Raw genomic sequence first — 20,006 nt, forward strand, 5'->3', positions numbered from 1 at the left:
TCGGCAGAGGCCGGCGGCGAAAACTCTCGTCGCCGGCCTCGCCTCCGGGCCGTCTCCATCATTCCCAGCGCGGTCCTCCGAAGCAAGAGGACGGCGCTTTTTTCGTGGAAGAACCCGATGACGCCAACATGCTGGAGGCCCCTCGGGCTGCTCGGTCGCGTCGAGATCCGCGAGCCGGGGCCAGGTCGGCGTGAGGCCTGGAGGCAGAGGGGGGAGGGATGGTTCTGACGGGCTTGGAGGTTCGGGGAGAGGCCCCGGGCCGCCCGTCATGGAGAACCTGACCATGGCAAAGAACGCCATTCAGAAGATCGCGATGAACGCCGCGGAGAATATTCCCTATGACAAGCTAATGCTGTCGCAGAAGAATGTTCGGCGCTTCAAAGACGGCGTGTCGATCGAGCAACTGGCCGAAGACATCGGACGGCGAAAGCTGATCCAGAGCCTGAACGTCCGTCCCGTGCTCGACGGCGACGGCGAGGAGACAGGCACGTTTGAGGTGCCCGCCGGCGGCAGACGTTATCTCGCGCTCGGCATCCTCATTAAGCAGAAGCGCCTGGCCAAGGATGAGCTGATCCCCTGCATCGTCAATCGCGGGCAGGAAACCTCGGCCGAGGAGGATTCGCTTGCCGAGAACCTGCGGCGCGCCGACCTGCACCCGCTCGACCAGTTTCGGGCCTTCAAGACGCTCAGCGATCAGGGCCTCGATCCGGAGGAGATCGGTGCCCGCTTCTTCGTATCGCCGGCGACCGTGAGGCAGCGCCTGCGGCTGGCATCGGTGTCCCCGAAATTGCTCGAGCTCTATGAGAAGGATGAAATCCGGCTCGAACAGATCATGGCGTTTTCGATCTCGGACGATCACGCACGTCAGGAGCAGGTCTGGGAACGGATTTCCGGCTCGCACATGCAGGAACCCTACTACATCAGGCGCCTACTGACGGAGACGACGGTCCGGGCCGACGATCGCCGGGCCGTCTATGTCGGCGCCGAAGCCTATGAAGCAGCTGGCGGCGTCATTCTGCGCGACCTGTTCGAGCAGGATTCCGGCGGTTGGTTCCAAGACGCCGCGCTCCTCGAGCAGCTTGTCTTCGACAGGCTGAAGGTGGATGCCGAGGCGATCCGCGCCGAAGGCTGGAAATGGGTGGAGGCGGCGATCAGCTTTCCCTACGGCCACACCTCCGGCATGCGGCGCATCTACGCCGAGGCGCAGGAGCTCAGCGCCGAGGAGATCGAACGCTACGACGCGCTGAAGGCCGAATACGACAAGCTGGATGCGGACTATGCCCAGGCCGAGGATGCCGACGAAGCAATCGAGGCGAAGCTCGACCAGCTGGGTGCCGAGCTCGATGCGATCGATGATCGTCCTCAAAGCTACGATCCCGCCCAGAAGGCCATTGCCGGTGTGTTCGTTACGCTTGCCGCGAACGGCAAGCTCCAGGTCGACGCCGGTTTCGTGCGGTCCGAGGACGAGCCGCGGACCGAAACCGGCGACGTCGATGAGGGCGAGGAAGGGAGCGCCGACGGCGGAACCCGATCCAATGGCGACGACGACGGCGATGGTGTTGTCGTCAACGGCCAGCCGGTGAACGACGCCTCTGGCGACGACGGCGAGGACGATGGCATCAAGCCACTGCCTGATCGGCTCGTCTTCGACCTGACCGCGCAGCGCACGCTGGCGCTACGCAACGCGCTCGCCGGCGACGTCGATATCGCCATCATCGCCGCACTCCATGCCTTCGTCCTGCAGGTCTTCTATCGCTTCGCGCCGAACACGTGCCTGGAGATCAGCCTGAAGAGCGGCAGCTTCAGCCAGGTTGACGGTCTTGCCGAGACATCCTGGGCTAGGGAGATCGCCGAGCGGCACGAAGCCTGGGACCGCGATTTGCCGGATGAAGCGGATGGCCTGTGGGACTTCCTTTTCGGCCTCGACGAAGCAAGCCGCAAGGCGCTGTTTGCGCACTGCGTCTCGCTGACCCTCAATGCGGTGGTCGAACCCTGGAACAGGCGAGCGAAGGCGCTCGAGCATGCAGACGTGCTTGGCCGATCGCTCCAGTTCGACATGGTCGACGCCGGCTGGACGCCTACGGTCGAGTTCCTCGGACGGCTCACCAAGGCGCGGATTCTACGGGCTGTCCTTGAAGCGCGTGGCGAAGACGCCGCGCAGCTGATCGACCACATGAAGAAGGACATCATGGCTCGTGAAGCCGCCCGTCTTCTCGAAGGATCGAACTGGCTGCCCGAGCCGCTGCGCGTTGAGGTCGATGAAGTGTCTGCCGATGCTGGCGACGCGGCCGCCGGCGAGATGTCGGAGGAAGCGGCTCTCGACGGCGATGCCGCCGAGCTTCCGGCCTTCCTCGCCGACGATGCGGATCCGTCCTCCGATGAGCCGGTGACCATCGACGGCGACGAAACGGACCACCTCCAGGCCGCCGAATAACCGGCATCACGCTCGCACCGGGCCCGGCATTCCCGCCGGACCCATTTCAGTTCCAACTCACTCTCGAGCCCGGGATCGCCATCGCGACCCCGGGCGCTTGCGTTTCATGGAGATCGACATGTTCGACTGGAACAGAAGCTGCTCCTACGACGAGCAGCAGAAGAGACGTTTCCACACCACAGCCCGTTCACGCCTGAAGAAACTTGCCGCTGAATTAAACCTGCCATCGGGCAGCTATGACCTGCGCTCAAACAAGGCGGGCATCGCCGTTTGCGGTGAAATTACCCTGCACCATGACCACGCCTACATCCAGGTCGGCCAGTTCGGTTTGTCCTCAGGTCACGGTATCCTGATCCGCACCTGCAAGGGCCGTAAGGACTACACCGGCGGGGCCAACCACTTCGTTGCACTCGGCATGCTTGACGATATCCCGGCGCTCGCCGCCGCCGTCCGTGCCATAAACGGGGTTGGTCGAGACGCTTCGCGTTCCTCCGAACGATGCGCCGCCTGAACCCCTGCAAACCCCATCATCGCCGATTCACGCGCCGGCCGCAGGCTCGGCCCGTCGCCAGCCACAACACACCAAGCAGTTGCCATGGCGCGGTGATGCCGCGCGTGGCCGACCTGCCTTCAGGAGAACCTTATGACCGCACATCCACCCTTCAGGAAGGTGCTCGACGGCGTCGCCACCCGCGAGCAGATGTTCCACCTGTTCAGCCGTCACAAAGACACTCCCGGCATCGATCCGCTTTCCGGCACTCCCTATTCAGCCGAGTGGTTCGAGATCAACGCGTCAGAATTTCACTTCATGCTCGATTTACTGCCGCCGCTCTTCATGCGCACCGGCATGTTCGGAATGTCTGAGTATAAGGCCGGCAACGTCACCAGCGTATTCTTCGCGATCCGGATCTGGGGCCGCGAGCGCTGGTTTCATGGCTTCTGCGATCTCACGGATCGGCAGTCGCCAGACAAGATGCGCGCCGCCATCATCGCCCACGAGACCGGCGCGAGCGACAGCATGACCCGCGCGGAAAAGCTCGAGGCGATCTGGAACATAATCCCTGTCGAGCTCAGGGGGGCCGCCAGCAATGCAGACCCCGAGACCGGGTGGGCCGAACATCAAGGCAAACGCACGATTCTCGTTAACGCCGGAAGGCATGATGCTGCCTTCAAGCTGCTCGATGATCTGTCGGATCTCGAGATCGACGAGTTCCTGTCCAAAGTCCGATTGCGTCGGAGATGCCGAGGGAAGGCGAGGATGGGCATCTTTAACAACCGCGCCTTAGCGGCGAGCCGTCTCCATCACGGTGACCGACTTTCGCTCAATGGATGCACCCGCGTACGGCCCACCCTCAAGCTGTCCAGACATGCGAGACCGTATGGCCAACTGCAACGAGGATATAGGCGTCCGGCCCTCAGCAAAACTTCGGGTCAGTGCCTGCCACGCGGGAAGTGCCCGGCATTGCGTAAAGCGCCGATGAACTGGCCGGGCCGGCGATACTCGTCTTGGCCTGCGTTGCGAGCGGCAGCGTGTTCCAGTCCTCCAACGGAGCGATAAAGCAGGAGAAAGTGCCATTGACCATGCAATGGCTGGTCAACAAGCCTTGCTTATCCAGCACCAGAACGCCTGTCTGATTGCTTGGATACCGGATGGCGGCGACGCGCTGAAGTTCCATGTCGCCATCGACGCGCAAATTGAAAAGCAGTACGCCGTGGCTTCTGTGGGCGACTTCCGCGACTTTTTCCGTGAAAGGAACAGGAAGCGCACGAACGCTGTCGACCGCCATCCCGAAAACAAGCGCGTCCAGCTCATCCGCCGCCAAGATTAGTTCCCAAGAAAATGAGGATTGCAATCGCTCCAGCCGGATTGTGCACAGTCTCGCACACCGCCGGCTAGACGCCTGATCATCGCGTGTATGATGCAGCTCTGAAGATCAGCCCATCACCTCTCAGTAGGGATGTTTGCTTCCGTTGCTTGAGCCGCTTGCCCAAGGCCCATGACACACCGCTTGCTCGTTGCGGGGTTTCTCCGATAAAGCACGGCGAGAGCGACAAGATACGTCGGATACTCGCTAACACGAACAGCGACTTGGCTTGCAAGTCATGCTCACATCAAGGAACAGACTATGAAGCGCCAGATCCGGCCATTCATCGTGGAAATGAAACAGAAGCGCGGCCTGCAAAAGCCAAGTCATTCGATCTGGGGCGATCTTGACCTGTCCAAAATTGCCACGGAGATGACGCAGCCGGCTCATGCTGCTCAGCTTCCAAATTCCCAGGTCATTGACTTCAGTATAAGACCCCTTGATGCTGAAGAAGGGGAAAAACCACAAGCGGAGTATATCATGGCCGATTTTCAGGACGCTCAGACTGTTCAGACGACGGTAGCGCCAGCCAAAGTGGAAGTGCCTGAATCGAAGAAGAAAGTTCCGCGAACAAAGAAAGTGAAGGCAGAGCTCACCAAGCCGGCCCGCAAGAACGGCGCGAGACCAGTGCCCCAGCCCGCTGAAGCTCCGGCGGCAGCGAAGACCGCCCGTAAGACATATTCCGAGGAGGAACGCGCCCAGAAGCTGGCCCAGATCGAGAAATCGATCGCTGGTGGCGCGACCAGCAAGATTGCGGTCGGCCAGGCCGGCATCTCCGAGCAGACCTACTATTATTGGAAGAGGGCTGCCGCACCTTCCTCTGAGAGCGGCGATCTTCGCGATCTTGTCGCACTCGAAGAAGAAAACAAGCGCCTCAAGAACCTGCTTGCCGACCGTCTGCGTAATGAAAATGCCGAGCTCAAGAAGAAGCTGGGCCTGGCCTAAGGCATCGTGAGCATCGCTGGAAACTTCGCCCAACGACGCTCAAAGCGGTAGCGGCGGCATATCGCCCTCGCCGACCCGCCACACCCAGGCGCCGATCTCCGGACGCGCGGCGATCATTTCATCGAGCGACGCTTCGTAGTTCTCGTCCGCTCCAGACGGAACGACAAACAGCGCGATCGGTTCTTGCCTGTTCTGGAGCAAAGCATTGGCGATCGGCTGGTCGGGTTGCAGATCAAAGCGCAATCCCTTCACGCTCTTCTCGCGAAGGCGGGCGAGCCCATCGACGAGCCTTTTCTCCGGGACCGTCTCATAAGGAATCCAGTTCTCGGACACCACCATCAACGCGACCTCCTCGACAATGGCGAGGCCGGCCGGGTTCAGTCCGAACGTCGCGATCGTCATCAGATGTGAGCTGGAATCCGCTGTCCACAGCGACAATTCTTTCTCAAAACGCGCCTGCATGCGGCGATGCAATGCATCGTCGATGATGAAGGGAAAACCGGGCAAATGCCTGATGACGAGTCTCTGACCGGAGCGGGCGGGCACGATCTCCTTCACCTCGCCGACCAGGACGAGCAACTTTCGTGGACCTGATTTAGGCGGGAGCGCAGGCGCAAGAACCGCGTTTCGACGCTGCTCGATGGCTTCCTTGTTCTCGGCCCGAAACGGCTCGGGCACGAACAGGATATCCGCGAGTGGTCCGCCCCTCACCGTCATTTGCCCGGCAGCCTCGAGCAGATGCCAGCGGACATTCCACCAATGCCGTTTGCCGACCCACCTCGATGTCCAGACCGTCAGTTCGGCCTCGTGCCAGAGATAGTGAAGCAGACCACGCAGCGACATCCTCCTGGGATCGGCGGTTACGCTGGCGGAACTTTGCCCCGCAGGCACCGATGCCGCCCGGCTCCCTGTCTTCGACAGGCTGAAGTCCAACTTGAGGGCCGCCAAGCCGTTTTGCGGATCGAGCTGTATTGCGGTGCCCATCAAGGCGCCCAGGCCGGACAGTTCGTAAGGCGATTCATAGGAATCACAGGATGGATCATGCCCGCCGCCGCTCATCGGCATGCGCTTGATCAGGTGAAGGTCGCCGATGCGGGCGATGTACATCGGGCAGCCCGGCTCTCGGCACAGGCATAGCGGACGCTCGGTGCGGGCATAGGCGCTCGCCAGCGCCGCCTGCAGGTCAGGCGCTCCCTCCTCGTAGACCGCACTGCCAATTCTTAATCGTCGCATCACCTCCACAGCTCCAGGTCGCCGCCGCATCCCTGTGCGCGCATTCAAGTCATGGGTTTGCAAAGAGCGCAACCCCTTTGGTGTACAGGCGCCAGAGGCAGAGGGGAGCCGGGAGGAGTGTGGCCCGGCTGGCGCGCAGAGAGTGCCGGCGCGGGCGCCACTCCCCTCTCGCGAAGGACATTTCCATGAACATTGTTTCGACCACACCGGCCGTTGCCCGGACTGCTGCTCCCCTCCACGCGCCGACGCCAGCCTCCATCAACAACGCCGAGGCGATCTATCAAGCGGCAATGCAGCTTTTGCCTTTCCTCGAGCAGGGCGAGCCTGTCACCACCGCCGCACTGCGCACCGCCATGACGACCAGTTTTGGCGGCAGCGATGCTCAAGGGTTGTGGGTCTGGAAGGACGCCTATGAGGCGCTCGAAGTCGCCCAAGTACTGTTCCTGCGCCGGTTCGGCCCTGCGATCCTGTCCCGGTCCACCACGCCGCAGGCAACGCTGGCGATGATCAAGCGCATCGCCGATCTTCTTCCCACCCATACGCGACGGTCCGACGAGAGCCAGGCTATGCAGCAACTGTCGACGCCCTTGCCGCTGGCCTTCGTCACAGCGCACGCCGCGGCGATCGCGTCTTGCGACCTCGTTCTCGAACCCTCGGCCGGCACCGGTCTGCTCGCCGTGCATGCCGATATCGCATCCCTGATCCTCAACGAGTTTGCCGCGACACGGGCCGATCTCCTCGCATTGCTGTTTCCGCGGGTTCCCGTCTCGCGGCATGACGCAGGGCATATCGACGATCATCTCGACGCGGCCATGGAGCCATCCGTCGTTTTGATGAACCCGCCCTTCACCGTCGGCCTCTATACAGCCCGTTCGCTTTCTTATGACGGTGTCGAATACGACTTGCTCGAGCATGCGCTGATCGAGGAGCAGATCCGCATCTACAACGCCTATTCGGACGCCTTCCAGGTCATTCACAACAACCTGACCGCCGCACTCGAGGCGACCAACATCACCAGTGAGTCCGGCACGCTGAACCACAACGCAAAATCGGCGGCGCGCTCGGCCTTTGAAAGTACCAGGGGCGCCGCCGTGCAATCTGGATTTCCAAGTCCGACAAATTGCTCGATCTGGCGTCGGCTGCCGGACCATGATTGTCAGGTTTACCGGATCCAGACCGATGCCGGCGAACGCATCATCGGGCGTCACATCGCGCCGACCCTTGTCGCGACCATGTTGCGCAATTTGGGGCTCGATCATGTGCCGACGCTCGCACCGGACGAGGCATGGACCGGGCTTGTCGACGGACGGATCGGACTGCAACTCGCCGATGGCCTGATCCTGCGCCGCAGTCGGGTCATGAACGACTACCGTGTCGAATTGCTCGGCTTCACCGACGCCATGGTCCCCCGGCTGAAGGCTCTGGGGCTGATCTCCGAGATCATCTCCTGGAAGCTCCGGCTGTTCATCCCGACGATCGAGCAAGGGTCCGCCATCCTCGCCTCCCTCTTTGATCGCCAGACGTTGGTCGGCGTCACCGACCGCGCGGCAGCGGCTTGAGGGGAGGCGATCATGTCCAGCTCGGCCTCCGAGCTGGCACACCGCCTTGGCGAACACGCCGAGGCGGTGTGCCGCGAATATCTCTCCAACGGCCATCGCTCCGGCAACTACTGGATGGTCGGCGATGTCCGCAATACGCGCGGCCGCTCCATGCATGTGCGGCTCAAGGCGGTGGGCGGCAAGGCAGCCGGAAAGTGGGTCGACGAGTCGTCGGGGGAACATGGCGACCTGCTCGACGTCATCGAGCTGAGCTGTGGTCTGGTCGACTTCCGGGAGGTCGCGGATGAAGCACGTCGCTTCCTCTCCATGCCGCTGCCACCGACCCAGCCTGCGCCCCAGCCCCTCGGCGCGCAGCGCCAGCCTGCCGCGTCACGAGGTTCTCCCGACGCTGCGCGTCGCCTGTTCGCGATGTCGCAGCCGATCGCCGGCACGCTGGCCGAACGATACCTCGCCGGCCGCGGCATTCTGCTCTCCGCGCATGAGCGCGCCCTGCGCTTCCATCCCGGCTGCTACTACCGGGATTTCAGGCCGGCCGAGACGCGGACGCTTCCTGCCCTGATTGCCGCTGTCACCAGCTTCGACGGGCAGATCACCGGCCTGCAACGCACCTGGCTTGATCCCTCGGGTCAGGGCAAGGCGCAACTCGCCGATCCACGCCGTTCACTGGGTCAGCTCTTGGGCAACGCCATCTGGCTTGGCCTTGAGCCCGGTGCGCCCGTCCCGGTCATGGCCGCCGGCGAGGGGTTCGAGACGATGGCTTCGCTTATGGTGGTGATGCCGGCGCTGCCGGTTGCCGCCGCCACCTCGGCCAATCACCTCGCCGGCCTGACCTTCCCGCCTGGCTGCCGTCGCCTCTACATCGCAGCCGATGCCGACGCTGCCGGCCGGCACGGCATCGAGCGTCTCAGCCAGCGCGCAGGCGAGGCAGGGATTCTCGCCCTGGTGCTGCGGCCGCAGCTCGGCGACTTCAACGACGATCTGCGCCATCTCGGCCCGGCCCATCTCGCGGCATGGCTCAGCGATCAGCTCGTCCCGGAGGATGTCCGTCTCTTCCTGCCGCCGAATGAACGGCTTGAGCCGGCAGGCGGGCAGGGGTGGCGTCACCGGATAGCCTGCAGGCATGCATGGCGGCGGTCCGCCGGAGAGGCCGCGCCCGCGGCCTGCCCGAGAGGCGACCCCTGCCACCCCCCGGTCACGGCCGCAACGGCTGCGCCGTCCTCCGCTCGCGCTCCGGCCTTCGGTGCGGCCGCGCCCGGGGCGCGGCCGGGATGCGCTGTCAGGCCGCGATAGGCGCGGCCACAACCGACGGAGACACCGCCATGACCTACGACCTTCCTCTCGACGACGCCTACGAGCCCTCCCACGCCTCCTCGCCGACCGACCGCGTCATCCTCGAACTGCAGATGTACGGCCATCGCCCGCATCAGGACGAACCTGATCCTCGGCCACTTCCCAACGACGAGGTGATCCGAGCCGGCCTCGCCGGGATCGTCGAGACGTTTGCCGGCATGCTTGGCGACACCAGGCTCGAACCCGATCTCGACGACCTGCTCTGGTCCTTCGCAAACGTCTTCCACCGTGCCGCCGAGCGCGTCGCCCGCAGCCTCGACCGCAATGAGGAGGCGCAGCGCTCGAGCCAGCAGGAGCAGGACGGCTCGGAGGTGAAGTCCGTCGAGCTGGAGCGGCTCACCGCCGAGGGCATCAGCTATATCGAGCGCCGCAACGTGCTCGAAATCATGCGCGATGAGGCCGCCGACCTCTACGAGGCACAAACCGGATCGGCATGGCGGCCGCGCACCGGCTCCAAGGTCAGCCACCAGGCGATGACAGCGGCGGTAATCGACTCCCGCGACTTCCTCGCCGCCCGTCGCCACGCCGAAACCGAGGTGCTTGTTCCAGCCGGCACCAAGATTGCCTTCGCCGGCGGCCTCGACTGCAACGATCACGACCGGATCTGGGACGCGCTCGACAAGGCCCGCGACAAGCATCCCGACATGGTCCTGCTCCACGGCGGCAGCCCGCGCGGCGCCGAGCGCATCGCCGCCTGCTGGGCCGAGAACCGCAAGGTCACCCAGATCGCCTTCAAGCCGGATTGGAACCGACACGCCAAGGCGGCTCCGTTCCGCCGTAACGACCAGCTTCTCTCGGTGGTGCCCTACGGCCTGATCGTCTTTCCCGGCTCCGGCATTACCGACAACCTTGCCGACAAGGCGCGTCGGCTCGGCATCCCCGTGTGGCGGTTCGCGGAGGGCGGCGCGTGAGCGCCGTTTTCTTGCAAATCAAGAAAATCCAGATAATATGGAGACTGATCAAGGAGTCCAGCCATGCGCCAGTTCACGACGGCGGATCTCAACAAGCAGGTTGGCGACGTCACCGACGTTGCCAGCCGCGAACCCGTTATTCTTACCAAGCACCGGAAACCCCGGTTCGTGCTGATGAGTTACGAGCACTACGAACGGATGCGCATCGGCGGCGATCCCCGCCGCGCATACCATGTCTCCGAGATGCCGGAGGAACACACGGAACTCTTCGCCGCCGACATCGACCGATTGGCGCGCGGGGAAGGATACGATGATGAGCGGTAGATTTCTGCCTGGTCAGGTGATCTCCTACCCGTATCTTTGGGCATGGCAACACGAGCTCGGCGAAACGGAAGGCCGCAAGAGCCGGCCGACCTGCGTGGTCATCGCTGTCCGCGGCGCAAGTGATGGCCTGACCCATCTCGCGCTCCTGGCGATAACCACCCAGCCACCGACCAGCGATCGGGTCGGTTTGGAAGTTTCCGCTATCGAGTGCCGCCGCGCCGGTCTGACCGATCTCAAACGCTGCTGGATCGTGGTTGACGAATACAACTACGATATTGCCGAACGCTCCTGGTACATCGAATCCGACGGTAAGTCCCTCGGTCGTTTCAGCAAGGCATTCATGATGAAGATCGCCGGCGCCTTTATCGAAGCGCGCAGCGAGGGCCGCCGCGTCAGCCGTCTGGATTGACGTTCTCTTTTCGCGGCCATGCGCTCGATCCAGGACGTGAGCCTCTGGCTGGCCGACAAAGACCACTAGCTCCACGCGCGTAGGTCCGGGCGCGCCGGCCTGCGGCCGGCCGGGCTCTAGTCGCGGCGTCCCGCCGCTTCCCGAGCCGGCTTTGCCGTCTCGGCCTTCGGGTGACGATCCCTCGCGCAGGGTCAGGGGGAGAGGGCGGTCGTAGCGGGGCGGGGGACGCGGGAGAGAAGGGAAGTCACCATGTCGATGATATTCATAGGTGGATCACGCGAGATATTCGAGCTGCCGGAACCTGCCATCGCTCGCATCGGCGCAATCGTTGCTGCCGAGCACGGCGTGCTGATTGGCGACGCGTCGGGAGCCGATGCCGAGGCGCAGGGCCTGCTCGCGGGCTACAAGTACGAGCATGTCGGGGTCTTCCATGTCGGCAAGGAACCCCGCAACAATCTGGGCGACTGGGCCGCCTACCATGTTCCTTCTCCTGAAGGAGCTCACGAGCACTGGTTCCACGCCGCCAAGGACCGGGAGATGGCGCGGCGCGCCGAATTCGGGATGATGGTCTGGGACGGCGCATCACCCGGCACGGCCGTCAACGCGCTTCGGCTCGCCATCGCGAACAAGCTGTGCGTCATTTACCATCTGGCCAGGGGCCGGATGGCGACGACGTACAATGTGGAAGACTGGTGCGCCATGCTCCGCCATGCCGGTTCGGACATTCGCCGCCAAGCCGAAGCCCGCATGATGCCGGAGGAGCGTCTGGCGTTGCCAGGATGATGGATGCGGTCCTGCCGACAGCCCGGCGGTTCAATCAGATATGTTGATCCGGCTCCTCGCCGCCTAATCCACTTGTATGAGCGGACGGAGCCGGCCCTTTCGAAACCGGTCCACGCGCAGAGCCGCGGGGCGTTGTGCGGATGATCATCTTGACGCTTGTCGCCTCTGAAGCGGGTGCAAGCGTGCCGAACAACATCCTGGCTTGCCGGGTCATCCAACCTGACTGCGCGGTATCGTCCCCGAGGGGCGTGAAGGCCGCTGCCAGCCGGCTCCGATCTCGAAACCGCTGTGCCGCCACACCGAACACGCAAGGCGGTCACGCGCCGGGCTGCTGTTCGATGTGTTGGCGATGCCGACGACATGACCCGAGAGGCTGCAGCATGTTCCTGCGATCCGGCAGCGTTGCGTCGGCGGTCTAGCGAGGGCGGCCTGAGTTCTTTTCCTTAGGTCGCATCCGGGGCCATTCCCGTTTCATGTCGCCTTTGTAGACGACCGCCTGCTTTGTGCGGTCAACCCCCGTTGGGGGTACACTCGGCGAATATTCAGGAAAATTCGGTTTCTGTTTTTTGTCTGCGGGCAGGCGAAGGGCCTGCCCGCTATTTTTCGGCAAATAGAATTTTCCTGAATATTCGCCGAGATGACCGCAGCAGGACGGCCCTCTCCTTCGGTTGCATCGGGAATGGTCCCGATGCAACCGAAGGAGAACTACCATGGCCACCACGATCGCAAACCTCACCACCAAGGCCGACGGCTCGATGGAAGGCGTCTTTGCCACCCTCCGGGTCAATGCCCCGATCACCCTCATTCCGAACACGAACAAGTCGCGCGAGGACGCCCCCGACTACCGGATCGTCAACAAGCGCACGGGCTTCGAGATCGGAGCCGGCTGGCACCGCATCTCCCAGCGTTCGGGCGAGGAGTACCTCTCGGTCAAGCTGGAAGCCCCCGAGATCGGCGTCATCTTCGGCAATCTCGCTCCCGCCCCGGGCGGCGAGGAAAACAAGAAGGTCATCCTCTGGAACAACCCCCAGTGAGGCATCGGTGGCGCGCCCCCGTTGGGGGCCGGGCCCCCCCCGACAAAAGGAGGTTGCAATGAGCCGCTACACCATCACTGTCACAGGCACCGTCCCCGGACAGGTCCGCTCGGATCCAGACGCTGTCATCGGCTACGACCCACCGCTTCGGACCTACTTCCTGCAAGCGTTCCCGCACTAAGAAACCGACGAGCCCGCGCTCTGGCTTGGCACCCACGATCACGCGTTCGAAGCGCTTGAGGATCTTCGCCATGCAGCCATCTCACACGGCTACGACTTCATGCCGCTGCCGCCTGAATTGGCCGCAAAGCTGGTCGACGACAAAGCTGCAGCCAGCGGGCGTCCGGAGCGGGACGACATCCTCGGCGATATGCTGAAACACCTCAACCAACCCAAGTAGGCAACACGTCTCAGGGCCCGCGACGGAACACTCCGTCGCGGGCCCTTTTTTTGCGCGTCGCAAAAGAGCCACGAACATCACCGTAATCACGGCATGCGACAGCGACTCCAAACCGCCGATTATTCCTTCGGCAGTTTGTGCTTATGTATGCGGATATAATCCTGGACAGCCTTTCGCAGCAGCTCGGTCATGCTGTGCCCGTTGCTGATCGCCAGCAACTTGAACTGCCGCTGCTCCACGGCCGTCAAATAGTACCCGCAGCGGATCATCTCCTCCTCGCGTATCTTCTTTCCGGCGATGGGGTCCTTTTTCTGACCCTGCCGCAGCAGCTTGCGGAAATCGGGCCCGACTGCCGGGGACGGCTTTGTCGGTTCCTGCATCTGTGGCGTAGCTTGCTCCAGGATCCCTGACGGCTCGACCTTCGGTGGGATGAACATGCTCGGCAGTACGGGCGGCTGCGTGGAGATCGCCTTCATCATGCGGGCCTTCTTGTCGTCACCGGATTTCGGCGCGGTTTCTTTATTCATGCCGCGTTCCTTGTGACTTCGATGAAGGTTTGCAGAAGGTCGTCAAAGACCCCTTCGCTCTCGGCAACAGCCTTCGCGTCAGGCACCTCGGGGCTGTAAAGGGTCTGCCCGGTCTGAAGGTCCCGGTAGGCAACGCGATTGTGCAGGACGTGTTCTGCAATGGGCGTGCCGTTGGCCTGGATGATGGCGCGCAGTTCGGTCAGGGCTCGCGCCCTGCCATCGATGATGGTCTGTTTGGTCAGCACGAATATCGCAGGCAGCGGTCTACCCCGGCTCTCGACCGCCAGCGGAATGTAGTGGTCGGTGATCTGGATAGCGGCAGTCACATCGTCGAGGGCAAAATAGACCGGCACGACGACAATGTCGGCCGCGAAGAGCCCGGCCATGAGGTTGTCATTTGTCGTGCCTTCCGTATCGATCAAGACGACGGAGCGTTCCCCGTTGTGGATGGCTGCGGCGTCGAGGATTTCCTGCGGAGTCATCGCGCTCACCATCTGGAGCCTGTCAGGACGATTGCCAGCTTCGCCCAGCATCTGGAACCAGCGGTTCATATTCTGCCGCCGGTCGCCGTCGATGAGAGTGACCGAATAGCCCCGATGCAGCGCGACGGATGCGAGGGTGCGCAGCATCGTCGATTTGCCAGTGCCGCCCTTTGGGATCGCAGCGGAGATGATCATGGGGGGCCTCCTTCCAGCGTTGTCTCCTTGTTTCCATGTTAACATGGAAACAAGTCATCATGGACACATGAAACAATATCACGGTCGAAACATGGCCACATAGTCAACGGGGAAGACTGGTTTGGCAACCCAGCCGCGCACCGATAAGGGCTCGCTAAAGGTGCAGTTTTTGCGCAGCTGCTGTCTTCAGCGAAGAAGGGGTCCAGCGGGTTAATCCGACTGCGCATTTCCGACTAAGCTTTTCCGGCTGCGCATCAGGGGTCGATGTTTCCATGTTAACATGGAAACAAGTCGTCAACGCATCATAGACACATCACATCAAATCGCGATGGGGACATTGCGCCCGCGCTGCTGCCGCTGACAACTGCCCCGGTGAGAAAACGCGCGCCCCTAATTTTTATCCCTCCTTATTGGCAGGATAGCCTATTTTGTGTTACACACATAATAGGCGGCGCGGCCCTGGCAGGCCTTAGCGCCCGCAAGCGGGCTTGAGGATGGATGCAGACGCCCAGAAAGCAGCGGTAAAGAACGTGTCACGACGCTACGGCGAGGTGACGCACATCCGGTTTTCGACTGACGAGCTGGCCAACCTCAAAGCCATTGCGAAGCGCGACGGCGTAACCGTTAGCGAGGTCGTCCGGCGTCTCGTGCGGGCAGAGGTCGGACATCTGCCTATCGCGTCAGAGGCGTTGCGGCCGGCGATCGTGGACATGACCGATCAGCTGCGGCGCGTCGGCGTCAATTTCAATCAGGCCGTGCGCACCATGAACGACGGCCGAGTTGCCCGTGATGAGGATCTTGAGCAGGCGCTGATCGCAGTGGGCGACCTCGTGCGGCAGTTCCGCGAGGAACTGAAAGCGATGACCGTCGAGCCCCGCAAGGCGAGGGAGGGCAGGCCATGAGCGGTCGTCTTGCTGGCTACGCGGCCGAAATCGAACGCTATCTGCGGGGCGAGTCCGGCCTGAAGCGTGAGGACCTGGACGACGACAAGTCTCTGACGGGCGCCCGACGCGCGGCCAGCGAATTCCAAGCGATGAAGAGTCATGAGCGGACCGGTGGCGGCGCACGCCTCGGGCAAGGACAAGTCGGCTCGACGGTAGGTGGCGGCAGGAACGCCCCTCGTTCGTCCCCGGGCGGGAGAGGAGTGATGGGGAGCAGGGCTCGGAAGTCCGCCGCGGCTGCGAGCTCGCCCAAGGCCGCTAGCGCGCCGATCATGGTCTATGGCGCCACGCTCGCCGGTTTCCGGCCGGAAGAGGAGGAGGAAGACTGGAAGCGGCGCGCCGGCGGCGGCGGCGGCCGTGGTGCTGGGCGCCCGAGCAGTCCAGGACGAGCGGCGCGGGCGGGCTATCAGGCGCGGGCCGTGGCGGCACGGGCAGGCTATGCGGCGGGCGCGCAGCCTGCTGTGTTTAAGGTCATGCCCAATCCGCCATCGACCAAGGAAGCCGCCGCTCGCCTGCTCAATTACATCGGGAGGCGCGAGGACGAAAAAGGCGAGAAACACGACATCGAGATTTTCGACGAGGATGGACAGGTCCTTGCAACAGGCGGCGCACGAAAGGCGTTCCTGGAGACGTTTTGCGAGACGTTCGAACCGCCCCTGGAAAATACCAATTTTCTGGAGGTTCGTTTCGAGCTCGCCAGCGAGGTCACTGATGCCGCCTTGAGCGAGGCGCTAAACAAGGCCTTCGGTGCAAAACCGTTCATCTATGCGCAGGATGGACAGACGGTGCAGGTTTACGCGCACACCGATGAGCGGGCAGGACCTATTGCGAGGGTCCTTGCCGGTGGTCGGGATAATTCGCGCAGCAAGGCGCTCGATAAGATCGAGGCGCGGTTGTCTGAAGCTATGGGCGCGGCGGGGGTGGTAGCCAAGGCAGAGGTAACGGGGGCCGTCAGCCGTGAACCCAAAGCGAAATATTTCATGCAGAAGTTCATTCGCACCCACAGCCAAGTCCGCCACGCAAATGGCGAGCCTGTGCCCGGGGTGAAGAATCCGACCAAGGCGGCGGCTTCGGTCTACGAACAATGGCGCCCGCAATTTTCGGGGCGTGAACGCCGCAATGCCTATCACCTGCTTTTCTCGGCAAGGGCCGGCACCGATGCCAACGCCGTAATGGATGCGGCGCGCGCCGTGCTCGAAGAGCGCGCGCCAGGATTCAAGTTCGTCCTGGCGCATCACAAGGACACCAAGCACGTCCATATCCACGCGATGGTGCAGGCACGGTCAGCCGATGGCGAGCGCCTGAAATTCTACAAGCCGGATCTCGCAGCCTGGCGCGAGACCTTTGCGGAAAAGGCACGCGAGAACGGCATTGCGATGGTGGCGACGCGGCGCATGGATCATGCGATGACGCGGCCATTCACGAAGGAGCATGCCGGAGCCTATAGCCGCGCCCAGAGCGATCCGCGTTACCAGGTCAGCGCCAGGACGATCGAGCGAGTGGAGGCCAAGCGGCAACGCCGTTTGGATGGGCAATCGCTTGTCGTGAACGGCGATGCAATCGCTGCCGCATGGCAAAAGACTGTGACGACGATGCGGACCGCGGGCATAGTCGGTCAGGCTCTCACGGCAGCGGAATCGATCGGCAACAATTTTCTGCGGTTCCGTCGCGATCGGACAGGGGAGGGGCAGCCAGGTCCTGCCGCCGATCGCGGAGCTGATCAATCGGGGCAGAAGTCTTTCCTGTCCCATCCCGGTATGAGAGAATTGAATGCACTGATAGGAGATTTGAACATGGCGCAAACCCCCTTGGAAATGCGGCGTCAGATGGCCCGCGTCAATCAGGCTCTGGACAACATGCGCGAGACGCTGCCGCCGGCGCACCAAGGACAGTTCGAACAGTATCGTGAAGAGGTGAACGACAAGATGCACGACCGTCTCGCGCGGCTGCAATTCGAGCGGCAGCAGCAGCGTCGTGGTGGTGGCGGTGGCGAGCCGATCCCCGAGCGCGAGGCGCGAGGGCGAGACCTCCCAACTCGGGACGATCCCCGCCAGCCGGCGGAGCCCCGCACAGGCGCCGAGCAGGAGAAGGTGAGAGCCAAGCAGAAGGACGCGAAGAAGCAGAAGGCTCAGCAGGCTGAAGAGCAGGACCGCAAGACCCAGCGCTCAAACGAGAACGATTATGAGCGTTGAGCAAAGATCGCTGCGTGCCTTCTGGCTAAAGTGGCCGAGAGTGTAGGGAACCACAATGTCGCCGATGCCCGCTCGGCGCGTCGGAGGTTTAGGATCATGAGCCACGCAGATCTCATTGCCGCGCATGATCTTGAAATCTAGCTACGTGCCGCATCCCAGGATGACCCCAAGGCGCATGCACGATCATCCCACGAATCCCGTTGGTGTCGGCCGCCTGGATGACACGCAGGCCTGCATCCCTAACCAAGGCAAGCCCAACGCCTTTGCCTATCCGTCGACTACATCAGGCAAAGTATCTTCGATGACGCTCAAATTTCGATCGAAAGCCTCGGTGTCGGATGCGTGGGCTCGGAGAGATCGCACCTTGTTCAGCATCGCCGCAACCGCCGCTTCTTTGTCGGGCGCTACGCGTGTTGTCACCGCTTTGGCCGCCAAAGCGGAAAAATCTATGGTGGCATAAGCTGGTACGGCTGGAGCGTCTGTTGCTTTCAGCCGTTCTTTTACGATTGCGCGCCGGCTCGGCGGCGGAGCCATACGGCCTGCTTTTGCTGCGAATGTCGCGCCGCGCCGCAGCCGCGTCTGCAAGAGGCCTGAGCGGTACGCAGGTGCTGTCGGCACAATGGTCGGCAGCGCACGAGATGGAACCACCGCAGAAGCGTCCAATGCAGGGCTTTTCGTGCGCGAAACCTCGATAGAGGCGGGCAGGGGCATGAACGCGCGTTTGGCGAGCTGGCCGTCGGCGAAATAGAAATTGCGCGTGCCGAGAATCGGCAGTTCGCCACGCGGCAATATGATGAGCTTGTTCTTGTCGAGGGTGCGGATTTCATCCGGCCGCATGAGGGGCCGCCGCACTTCCTTGCGGTGGACCGAGCGCGTGTAATAGGTGTCGAACAACGTCGCCTTGGTGCGCGTCACGTCCTTTTGCACGTCCGATGTTTCGCCGAGCTGCTCGGAAACGTAGCGCAGATCGTCAGCATCCTGCGCGCCGAAAAAGATCTGCACGCGAGCGGCGTTGATAAGGGTCTTGCGCCCTTCCTGCCTATAGATTTCGTCTACAGCCTTTAGCGACTGTACGAAAAACCACATCGAAACGCCGTTGCCGCCGAGCACGCTCGCCATTTCGGTCACGTTCTCGAGCTTGCCGAGGTTCTGGAACTCGTCGAGCAGCACAAGTACCGGATGCTCGCCAGGCTGCGGCAGACTTTCCGACATGAAGTTCATCATCTGCGTAATGAGGACATTGAACAGCGGCCCGAGCGACGTGATCTGCTCGCGCCGCACGTCGAGATAGAGAGACATCCGATCACGCTTGAGCTTGCGAATATCGAACGTGCTGCGCGACGTCGCTCGCATCAGGCGCTCGTTGAGAAAGGGGGCCATGCCGGTGCGAACGCCGGCGTAGATCCCGGAGAACTGCCGCTCAGACATCTCGAAATATGGCAACAGGGTTTGCAGCGTGAAATGCGAACACTCGCGGCGGCGTTCCTCCCGCAGTGAACCGAGAAATTCCAAGAGTGGCTGCTCAGCACCGTTCATGATCTCGAGGATTGTGGCAAAGGTCTTCTTCTCGTTTGGGATTGCAGGCGATTCCATGACGAAGGACGCAATGCCGGTAAAAAGGAGGCGGGCATCGTTGACCCAATAGGGATCTGCATTTGACGGCGGTCGCGGAAACAGCGCCGCCGCGATGTTGCGAAGGTCGATGTCGCGCTGCGCCGAATCCAGGGAGATGAAGTCCATCGGATTATAGCATGCAGTATTGCCGTCCGGATCAGCCGGCGCGAACCGCACTACGCGGCTCATGGTTGAGCGGTAGCCGGCGGTCGCCGCATAGGTCTCGCCTCGCAGGTCGAGAACCACAAGCGAATGCGGCCAGGTGAGGGCGTTCGGTATGATGAGAGACGTGCCTTTGCCGGAGCGCGGCGGCCCTATGACGAAGCCGCCGACATCATCGCCATTAATCCACAATTTCTTGCCGCCAATCAGCTTGCGCTGCTTTAAGCGGATCTTGCCGGAGCGCTGATCGCGGCCGGGCGACAGGATTTCGGCAAGCCTGCCGCCGGCTCGACCGATGAAGACGCCGCCAACTTTCGTCAGGCCAGTTTTGGATACGTCGCTCACGGTCATGAAGCGAGAGTCATTGCGCTTTCTCGGGCGCATGAGGAACAGGCTGACCAGGGGCGCAAGAAACCCTAATGCTCCCGCTGGAACGGCGTATTCTACCCGGCCAAGATCCCTCGCCATCGTGTCCGCCCAGGCCTGAAGAACGACTGGCAAGGGATTGGCGTTCAGCTGGTCGAAAAGGACGTGGGAGCCGGTCCGGTACCAATCAGTCGCGGCATAGGCGACCGTAAAGAGCAGGACACCCAGGGCCGTCGCCATGAGCACCATGAAAATTGCTGTTGCGACTTTCTGCATGGAT

At 62.5% G+C, this 20,006-nt stretch carries 17 protein-coding genes and 2 pseudogenes; 15 read left to right on the top strand and 4 right to left on the bottom strand.

Annotated elements, in window-relative coordinates; all coding sequences use genetic code 11:
• Nucleotides 1–283: 283 nt before the first annotated feature.
• The 5 genes from NKH36_RS11915 (at nucleotide 284) to NKH36_RS11935 (ending at nucleotide 5,244) form a co-directional block, all read left to right on the top strand.
• The gene (locus NKH36_RS11915) at nucleotides 284–2,434 is read left to right on the top strand and encodes a ParB/RepB/Spo0J family partition protein (protein ID WP_352962160.1); all 2,151 of its coding nucleotides are present in this window, start codon (nucleotides 284–286) and stop codon (nucleotides 2,432–2,434) included.
• A 118-nt stretch (nucleotides 2,435–2,552) separates the two neighbouring features.
• Nucleotides 2,553–2,945 carry a hypothetical protein gene (locus NKH36_RS11920; RefSeq protein ID WP_352962163.1) on the top strand — a complete coding sequence of 131 codons (393 nt, stop codon included), beginning with the start codon at nucleotides 2,553–2,555 and terminating at the stop codon, nucleotides 2,943–2,945.
• Between the two features lie 132 nt (nucleotides 2,946–3,077).
• Entirely contained in the window at nucleotides 3,078–3,992 is a 915-nt protein-coding gene (locus tag NKH36_RS11925; protein WP_352962165.1) for a DUF1419 domain-containing protein, read from the top strand.
• 28 nt (nucleotides 3,993–4,020) lie between these two features.
• Nucleotides 4,021–4,263: a hypothetical protein gene (locus tag NKH36_RS11930; RefSeq protein ID WP_352962168.1), complete on the top strand. Its 243-nt coding sequence runs from the start codon at nucleotides 4,021–4,023 to the stop codon at nucleotides 4,261–4,263.
• Nucleotides 4,264–4,560: 297 nt separating this feature from the next.
• Nucleotides 4,561–5,244, top strand: a complete 684-nt coding sequence (locus tag NKH36_RS11935; RefSeq protein WP_352962171.1) for a transposase — start codon at nucleotides 4,561–4,563, stop codon at nucleotides 5,242–5,244.
• Nucleotides 5,245–5,283: 39 nt separating this feature from the next.
• Here NKH36_RS11935 and NKH36_RS11940 read toward each other — a convergent pair whose 3' ends face one another.
• Entirely contained in the window at nucleotides 5,284–6,477 is a 1,194-nt protein-coding gene (locus NKH36_RS11940; RefSeq protein WP_352962174.1) for a DUF1173 domain-containing protein, read from the bottom strand.
• A gap of 185 nt (nucleotides 6,478–6,662) precedes the next feature.
• Here NKH36_RS11940 and NKH36_RS34820 point away from each other — a divergent pair.
• From NKH36_RS34820 to NKH36_RS11980, 8 genes and pseudogenes are all read left to right on the top strand, one after another.
• Nucleotides 6,663–7,340: pseudogene (locus tag NKH36_RS34820) on the top strand (methylase); the annotation flags it as partial.
• Nucleotides 7,341–8,048: 708 nt separating this feature from the next.
• A pseudogene (locus NKH36_RS11950) lies at nucleotides 8,049–9,095 on the top strand (DUF7146 domain-containing protein); the annotation flags it as partial.
• Nucleotides 9,096–9,355: 260 nt separating this feature from the next.
• A complete protein-coding gene (locus NKH36_RS11955; protein WP_352962179.1) occupies nucleotides 9,356–10,297 on the top strand; it encodes a DUF2493 domain-containing protein in 942 nt (313 codons plus the stop codon).
• Nucleotides 10,298–10,360: 63 nt separating this feature from the next.
• Nucleotides 10,361–10,621 carry a type II toxin-antitoxin system prevent-host-death family antitoxin gene (locus NKH36_RS11960; RefSeq protein WP_352962181.1) on the top strand — a complete coding sequence of 87 codons (261 nt, stop codon included), beginning with the start codon at nucleotides 10,361–10,363 and terminating at the stop codon, nucleotides 10,619–10,621.
• On the top strand, nucleotides 10,611–11,030 hold the full coding sequence (locus NKH36_RS11965; RefSeq protein ID WP_352962184.1) for a hypothetical protein: 420 nt from the start codon (nucleotides 10,611–10,613) through the stop codon (nucleotides 11,028–11,030). The genes NKH36_RS11960 and NKH36_RS11965 overlap by 11 nt, the downstream gene beginning before the upstream one ends.
• 249 nt (nucleotides 11,031–11,279) lie before the next feature.
• Nucleotides 11,280–11,813 carry a hypothetical protein gene (locus NKH36_RS11970; protein WP_352962187.1) on the top strand — a complete coding sequence of 178 codons (534 nt, stop codon included), beginning with the start codon at nucleotides 11,280–11,282 and terminating at the stop codon, nucleotides 11,811–11,813.
• A gap of 710 nt (nucleotides 11,814–12,523) precedes the next feature.
• Nucleotides 12,524–12,847 (top strand): DUF736 domain-containing protein, encoded by a 324-nt coding sequence (locus tag NKH36_RS11975; RefSeq protein WP_006205585.1) that lies wholly within the window; start codon nucleotides 12,524–12,526, stop codon nucleotides 12,845–12,847.
• 58 nt (nucleotides 12,848–12,905) lie between these two features.
• Entirely contained in the window at nucleotides 12,906–13,028 is a 123-nt protein-coding gene (locus NKH36_RS11980; protein ID WP_352960393.1) for a hypothetical protein, read from the top strand.
• Between the two features lie 338 nt (nucleotides 13,029–13,366).
• Here the strand turns inward: NKH36_RS11980 and NKH36_RS11985 are convergent, their stop codons facing one another.
• Together NKH36_RS11985 and NKH36_RS11990 are read right to left on the bottom strand one after the other, a co-directional pair.
• The gene (locus NKH36_RS11985; RefSeq protein WP_352960395.1) at nucleotides 13,367–13,774 is read right to left on the bottom strand and encodes a hypothetical protein; all 408 of its coding nucleotides are present in this window, start codon (nucleotides 13,772–13,774) and stop codon (nucleotides 13,367–13,369) included.
• Nucleotides 13,771–14,496, bottom strand: coding sequence for a nucleotide-binding protein (locus NKH36_RS11990; RefSeq protein WP_352960397.1), 726 nt, complete (start codon nucleotides 14,494–14,496; stop codon nucleotides 13,771–13,773). The genes NKH36_RS11985 and NKH36_RS11990 overlap by 4 nt, the downstream gene beginning before the upstream one ends.
• A gap of 449 nt (nucleotides 14,497–14,945) precedes the next feature.
• Between NKH36_RS11990 and NKH36_RS11995 the strand changes: the two genes are divergently transcribed.
• A complete protein-coding gene (locus NKH36_RS11995; protein ID WP_352960399.1) occupies nucleotides 14,946–15,353 on the top strand; it encodes a hypothetical protein in 408 nt (135 codons plus the stop codon).
• Entirely contained in the window at nucleotides 15,350–17,584 is a 2,235-nt protein-coding gene (locus NKH36_RS12000) for a relaxase/mobilization nuclease domain-containing protein (RefSeq protein ID WP_352960401.1), read from the top strand. The genes NKH36_RS11995 and NKH36_RS12000 overlap by 4 nt, the downstream gene beginning before the upstream one ends.
• Nucleotides 17,585–17,851: 267 nt before the next feature.
• Here NKH36_RS12000 and NKH36_RS12010 read toward each other — a convergent pair whose 3' ends face one another.
• Nucleotides 17,852–20,002: a type IV secretory system conjugative DNA transfer family protein gene (locus NKH36_RS12010; protein ID WP_352960402.1), complete on the bottom strand. Its 2,151-nt coding sequence runs from the start codon at nucleotides 20,000–20,002 to the stop codon at nucleotides 17,852–17,854.
• Nucleotides 20,003–20,006 lie beyond the last annotated feature (4 nt).

Origin of the sequence: Mesorhizobium sp. M1312 (genome assembly GCF_040318115.1) — a bacterium.
GTDB lineage: Bacteria > Pseudomonadota > Alphaproteobacteria > Rhizobiales > Rhizobiaceae > Mesorhizobium.

Excerpts from the sequence above, each read along its gene's own strand:
- NKH36_RS11915 (WP_352962160.1), top strand. The coding sequence starts at position 284 with ATGGCAAAGAACGCCATTCAGAAGATCGCGATGAACGCCGCGGAGAAT.
- NKH36_RS11920 (WP_352962163.1), top strand. The coding sequence starts at position 2,553 with ATGTTCGACTGGAACAGAAGCTGCTCCTACGACGAGCAGCAGAAGAGA.
- NKH36_RS11925 (WP_352962165.1), top strand. The coding sequence starts at position 3,078 with ATGACCGCACATCCACCCTTCAGGAAGGTGCTCGACGGCGTCGCCACC.
- NKH36_RS11930 (WP_352962168.1), top strand. The coding sequence starts at position 4,021 with ATGGCTGGTCAACAAGCCTTGCTTATCCAGCACCAGAACGCCTGTCTG.
- NKH36_RS11935 (WP_352962171.1), top strand. The coding sequence starts at position 4,561 with ATGAAGCGCCAGATCCGGCCATTCATCGTGGAAATGAAACAGAAGCGC.
- NKH36_RS11940 (WP_352962174.1), bottom strand. The coding sequence starts at position 6,477 with ATGCGACGATTAAGAATTGGCAGTGCGGTCTACGAGGAGGGAGCGCCT.
- NKH36_RS11955 (WP_352962179.1), top strand. The coding sequence starts at position 9,356 with ATGACCTACGACCTTCCTCTCGACGACGCCTACGAGCCCTCCCACGCC.
- NKH36_RS11960 (WP_352962181.1), top strand. The coding sequence starts at position 10,361 with ATGCGCCAGTTCACGACGGCGGATCTCAACAAGCAGGTTGGCGACGTC.
- NKH36_RS11965 (WP_352962184.1), top strand. The coding sequence starts at position 10,611 with ATGAGCGGTAGATTTCTGCCTGGTCAGGTGATCTCCTACCCGTATCTT.
- NKH36_RS11970 (WP_352962187.1), top strand. The coding sequence starts at position 11,280 with ATGTCGATGATATTCATAGGTGGATCACGCGAGATATTCGAGCTGCCG.
- NKH36_RS11975 (WP_006205585.1), top strand. The coding sequence starts at position 12,524 with ATGGCCACCACGATCGCAAACCTCACCACCAAGGCCGACGGCTCGATG.
- NKH36_RS11980 (WP_352960393.1), top strand. The coding sequence starts at position 12,906 with ATGAGCCGCTACACCATCACTGTCACAGGCACCGTCCCCGGACAGGTC.
- NKH36_RS11985 (WP_352960395.1), bottom strand. The coding sequence starts at position 13,774 with ATGAATAAAGAAACCGCGCCGAAATCCGGTGACGACAAGAAGGCCCGC.
- NKH36_RS11990 (WP_352960397.1), bottom strand. The coding sequence starts at position 14,496 with ATGTTAACATGGAAACAAGGAGACAACGCTGGAAGGAGGCCCCCCATG.
- NKH36_RS11995 (WP_352960399.1), top strand. The coding sequence starts at position 14,946 with ATGGATGCAGACGCCCAGAAAGCAGCGGTAAAGAACGTGTCACGACGC.
- NKH36_RS12000 (WP_352960401.1), top strand. The coding sequence starts at position 15,350 with ATGAGCGGTCGTCTTGCTGGCTACGCGGCCGAAATCGAACGCTATCTG.
- NKH36_RS12010 (WP_352960402.1), bottom strand. The coding sequence starts at position 20,002 with ATGCAGAAAGTCGCAACAGCAATTTTCATGGTGCTCATGGCGACGGCC.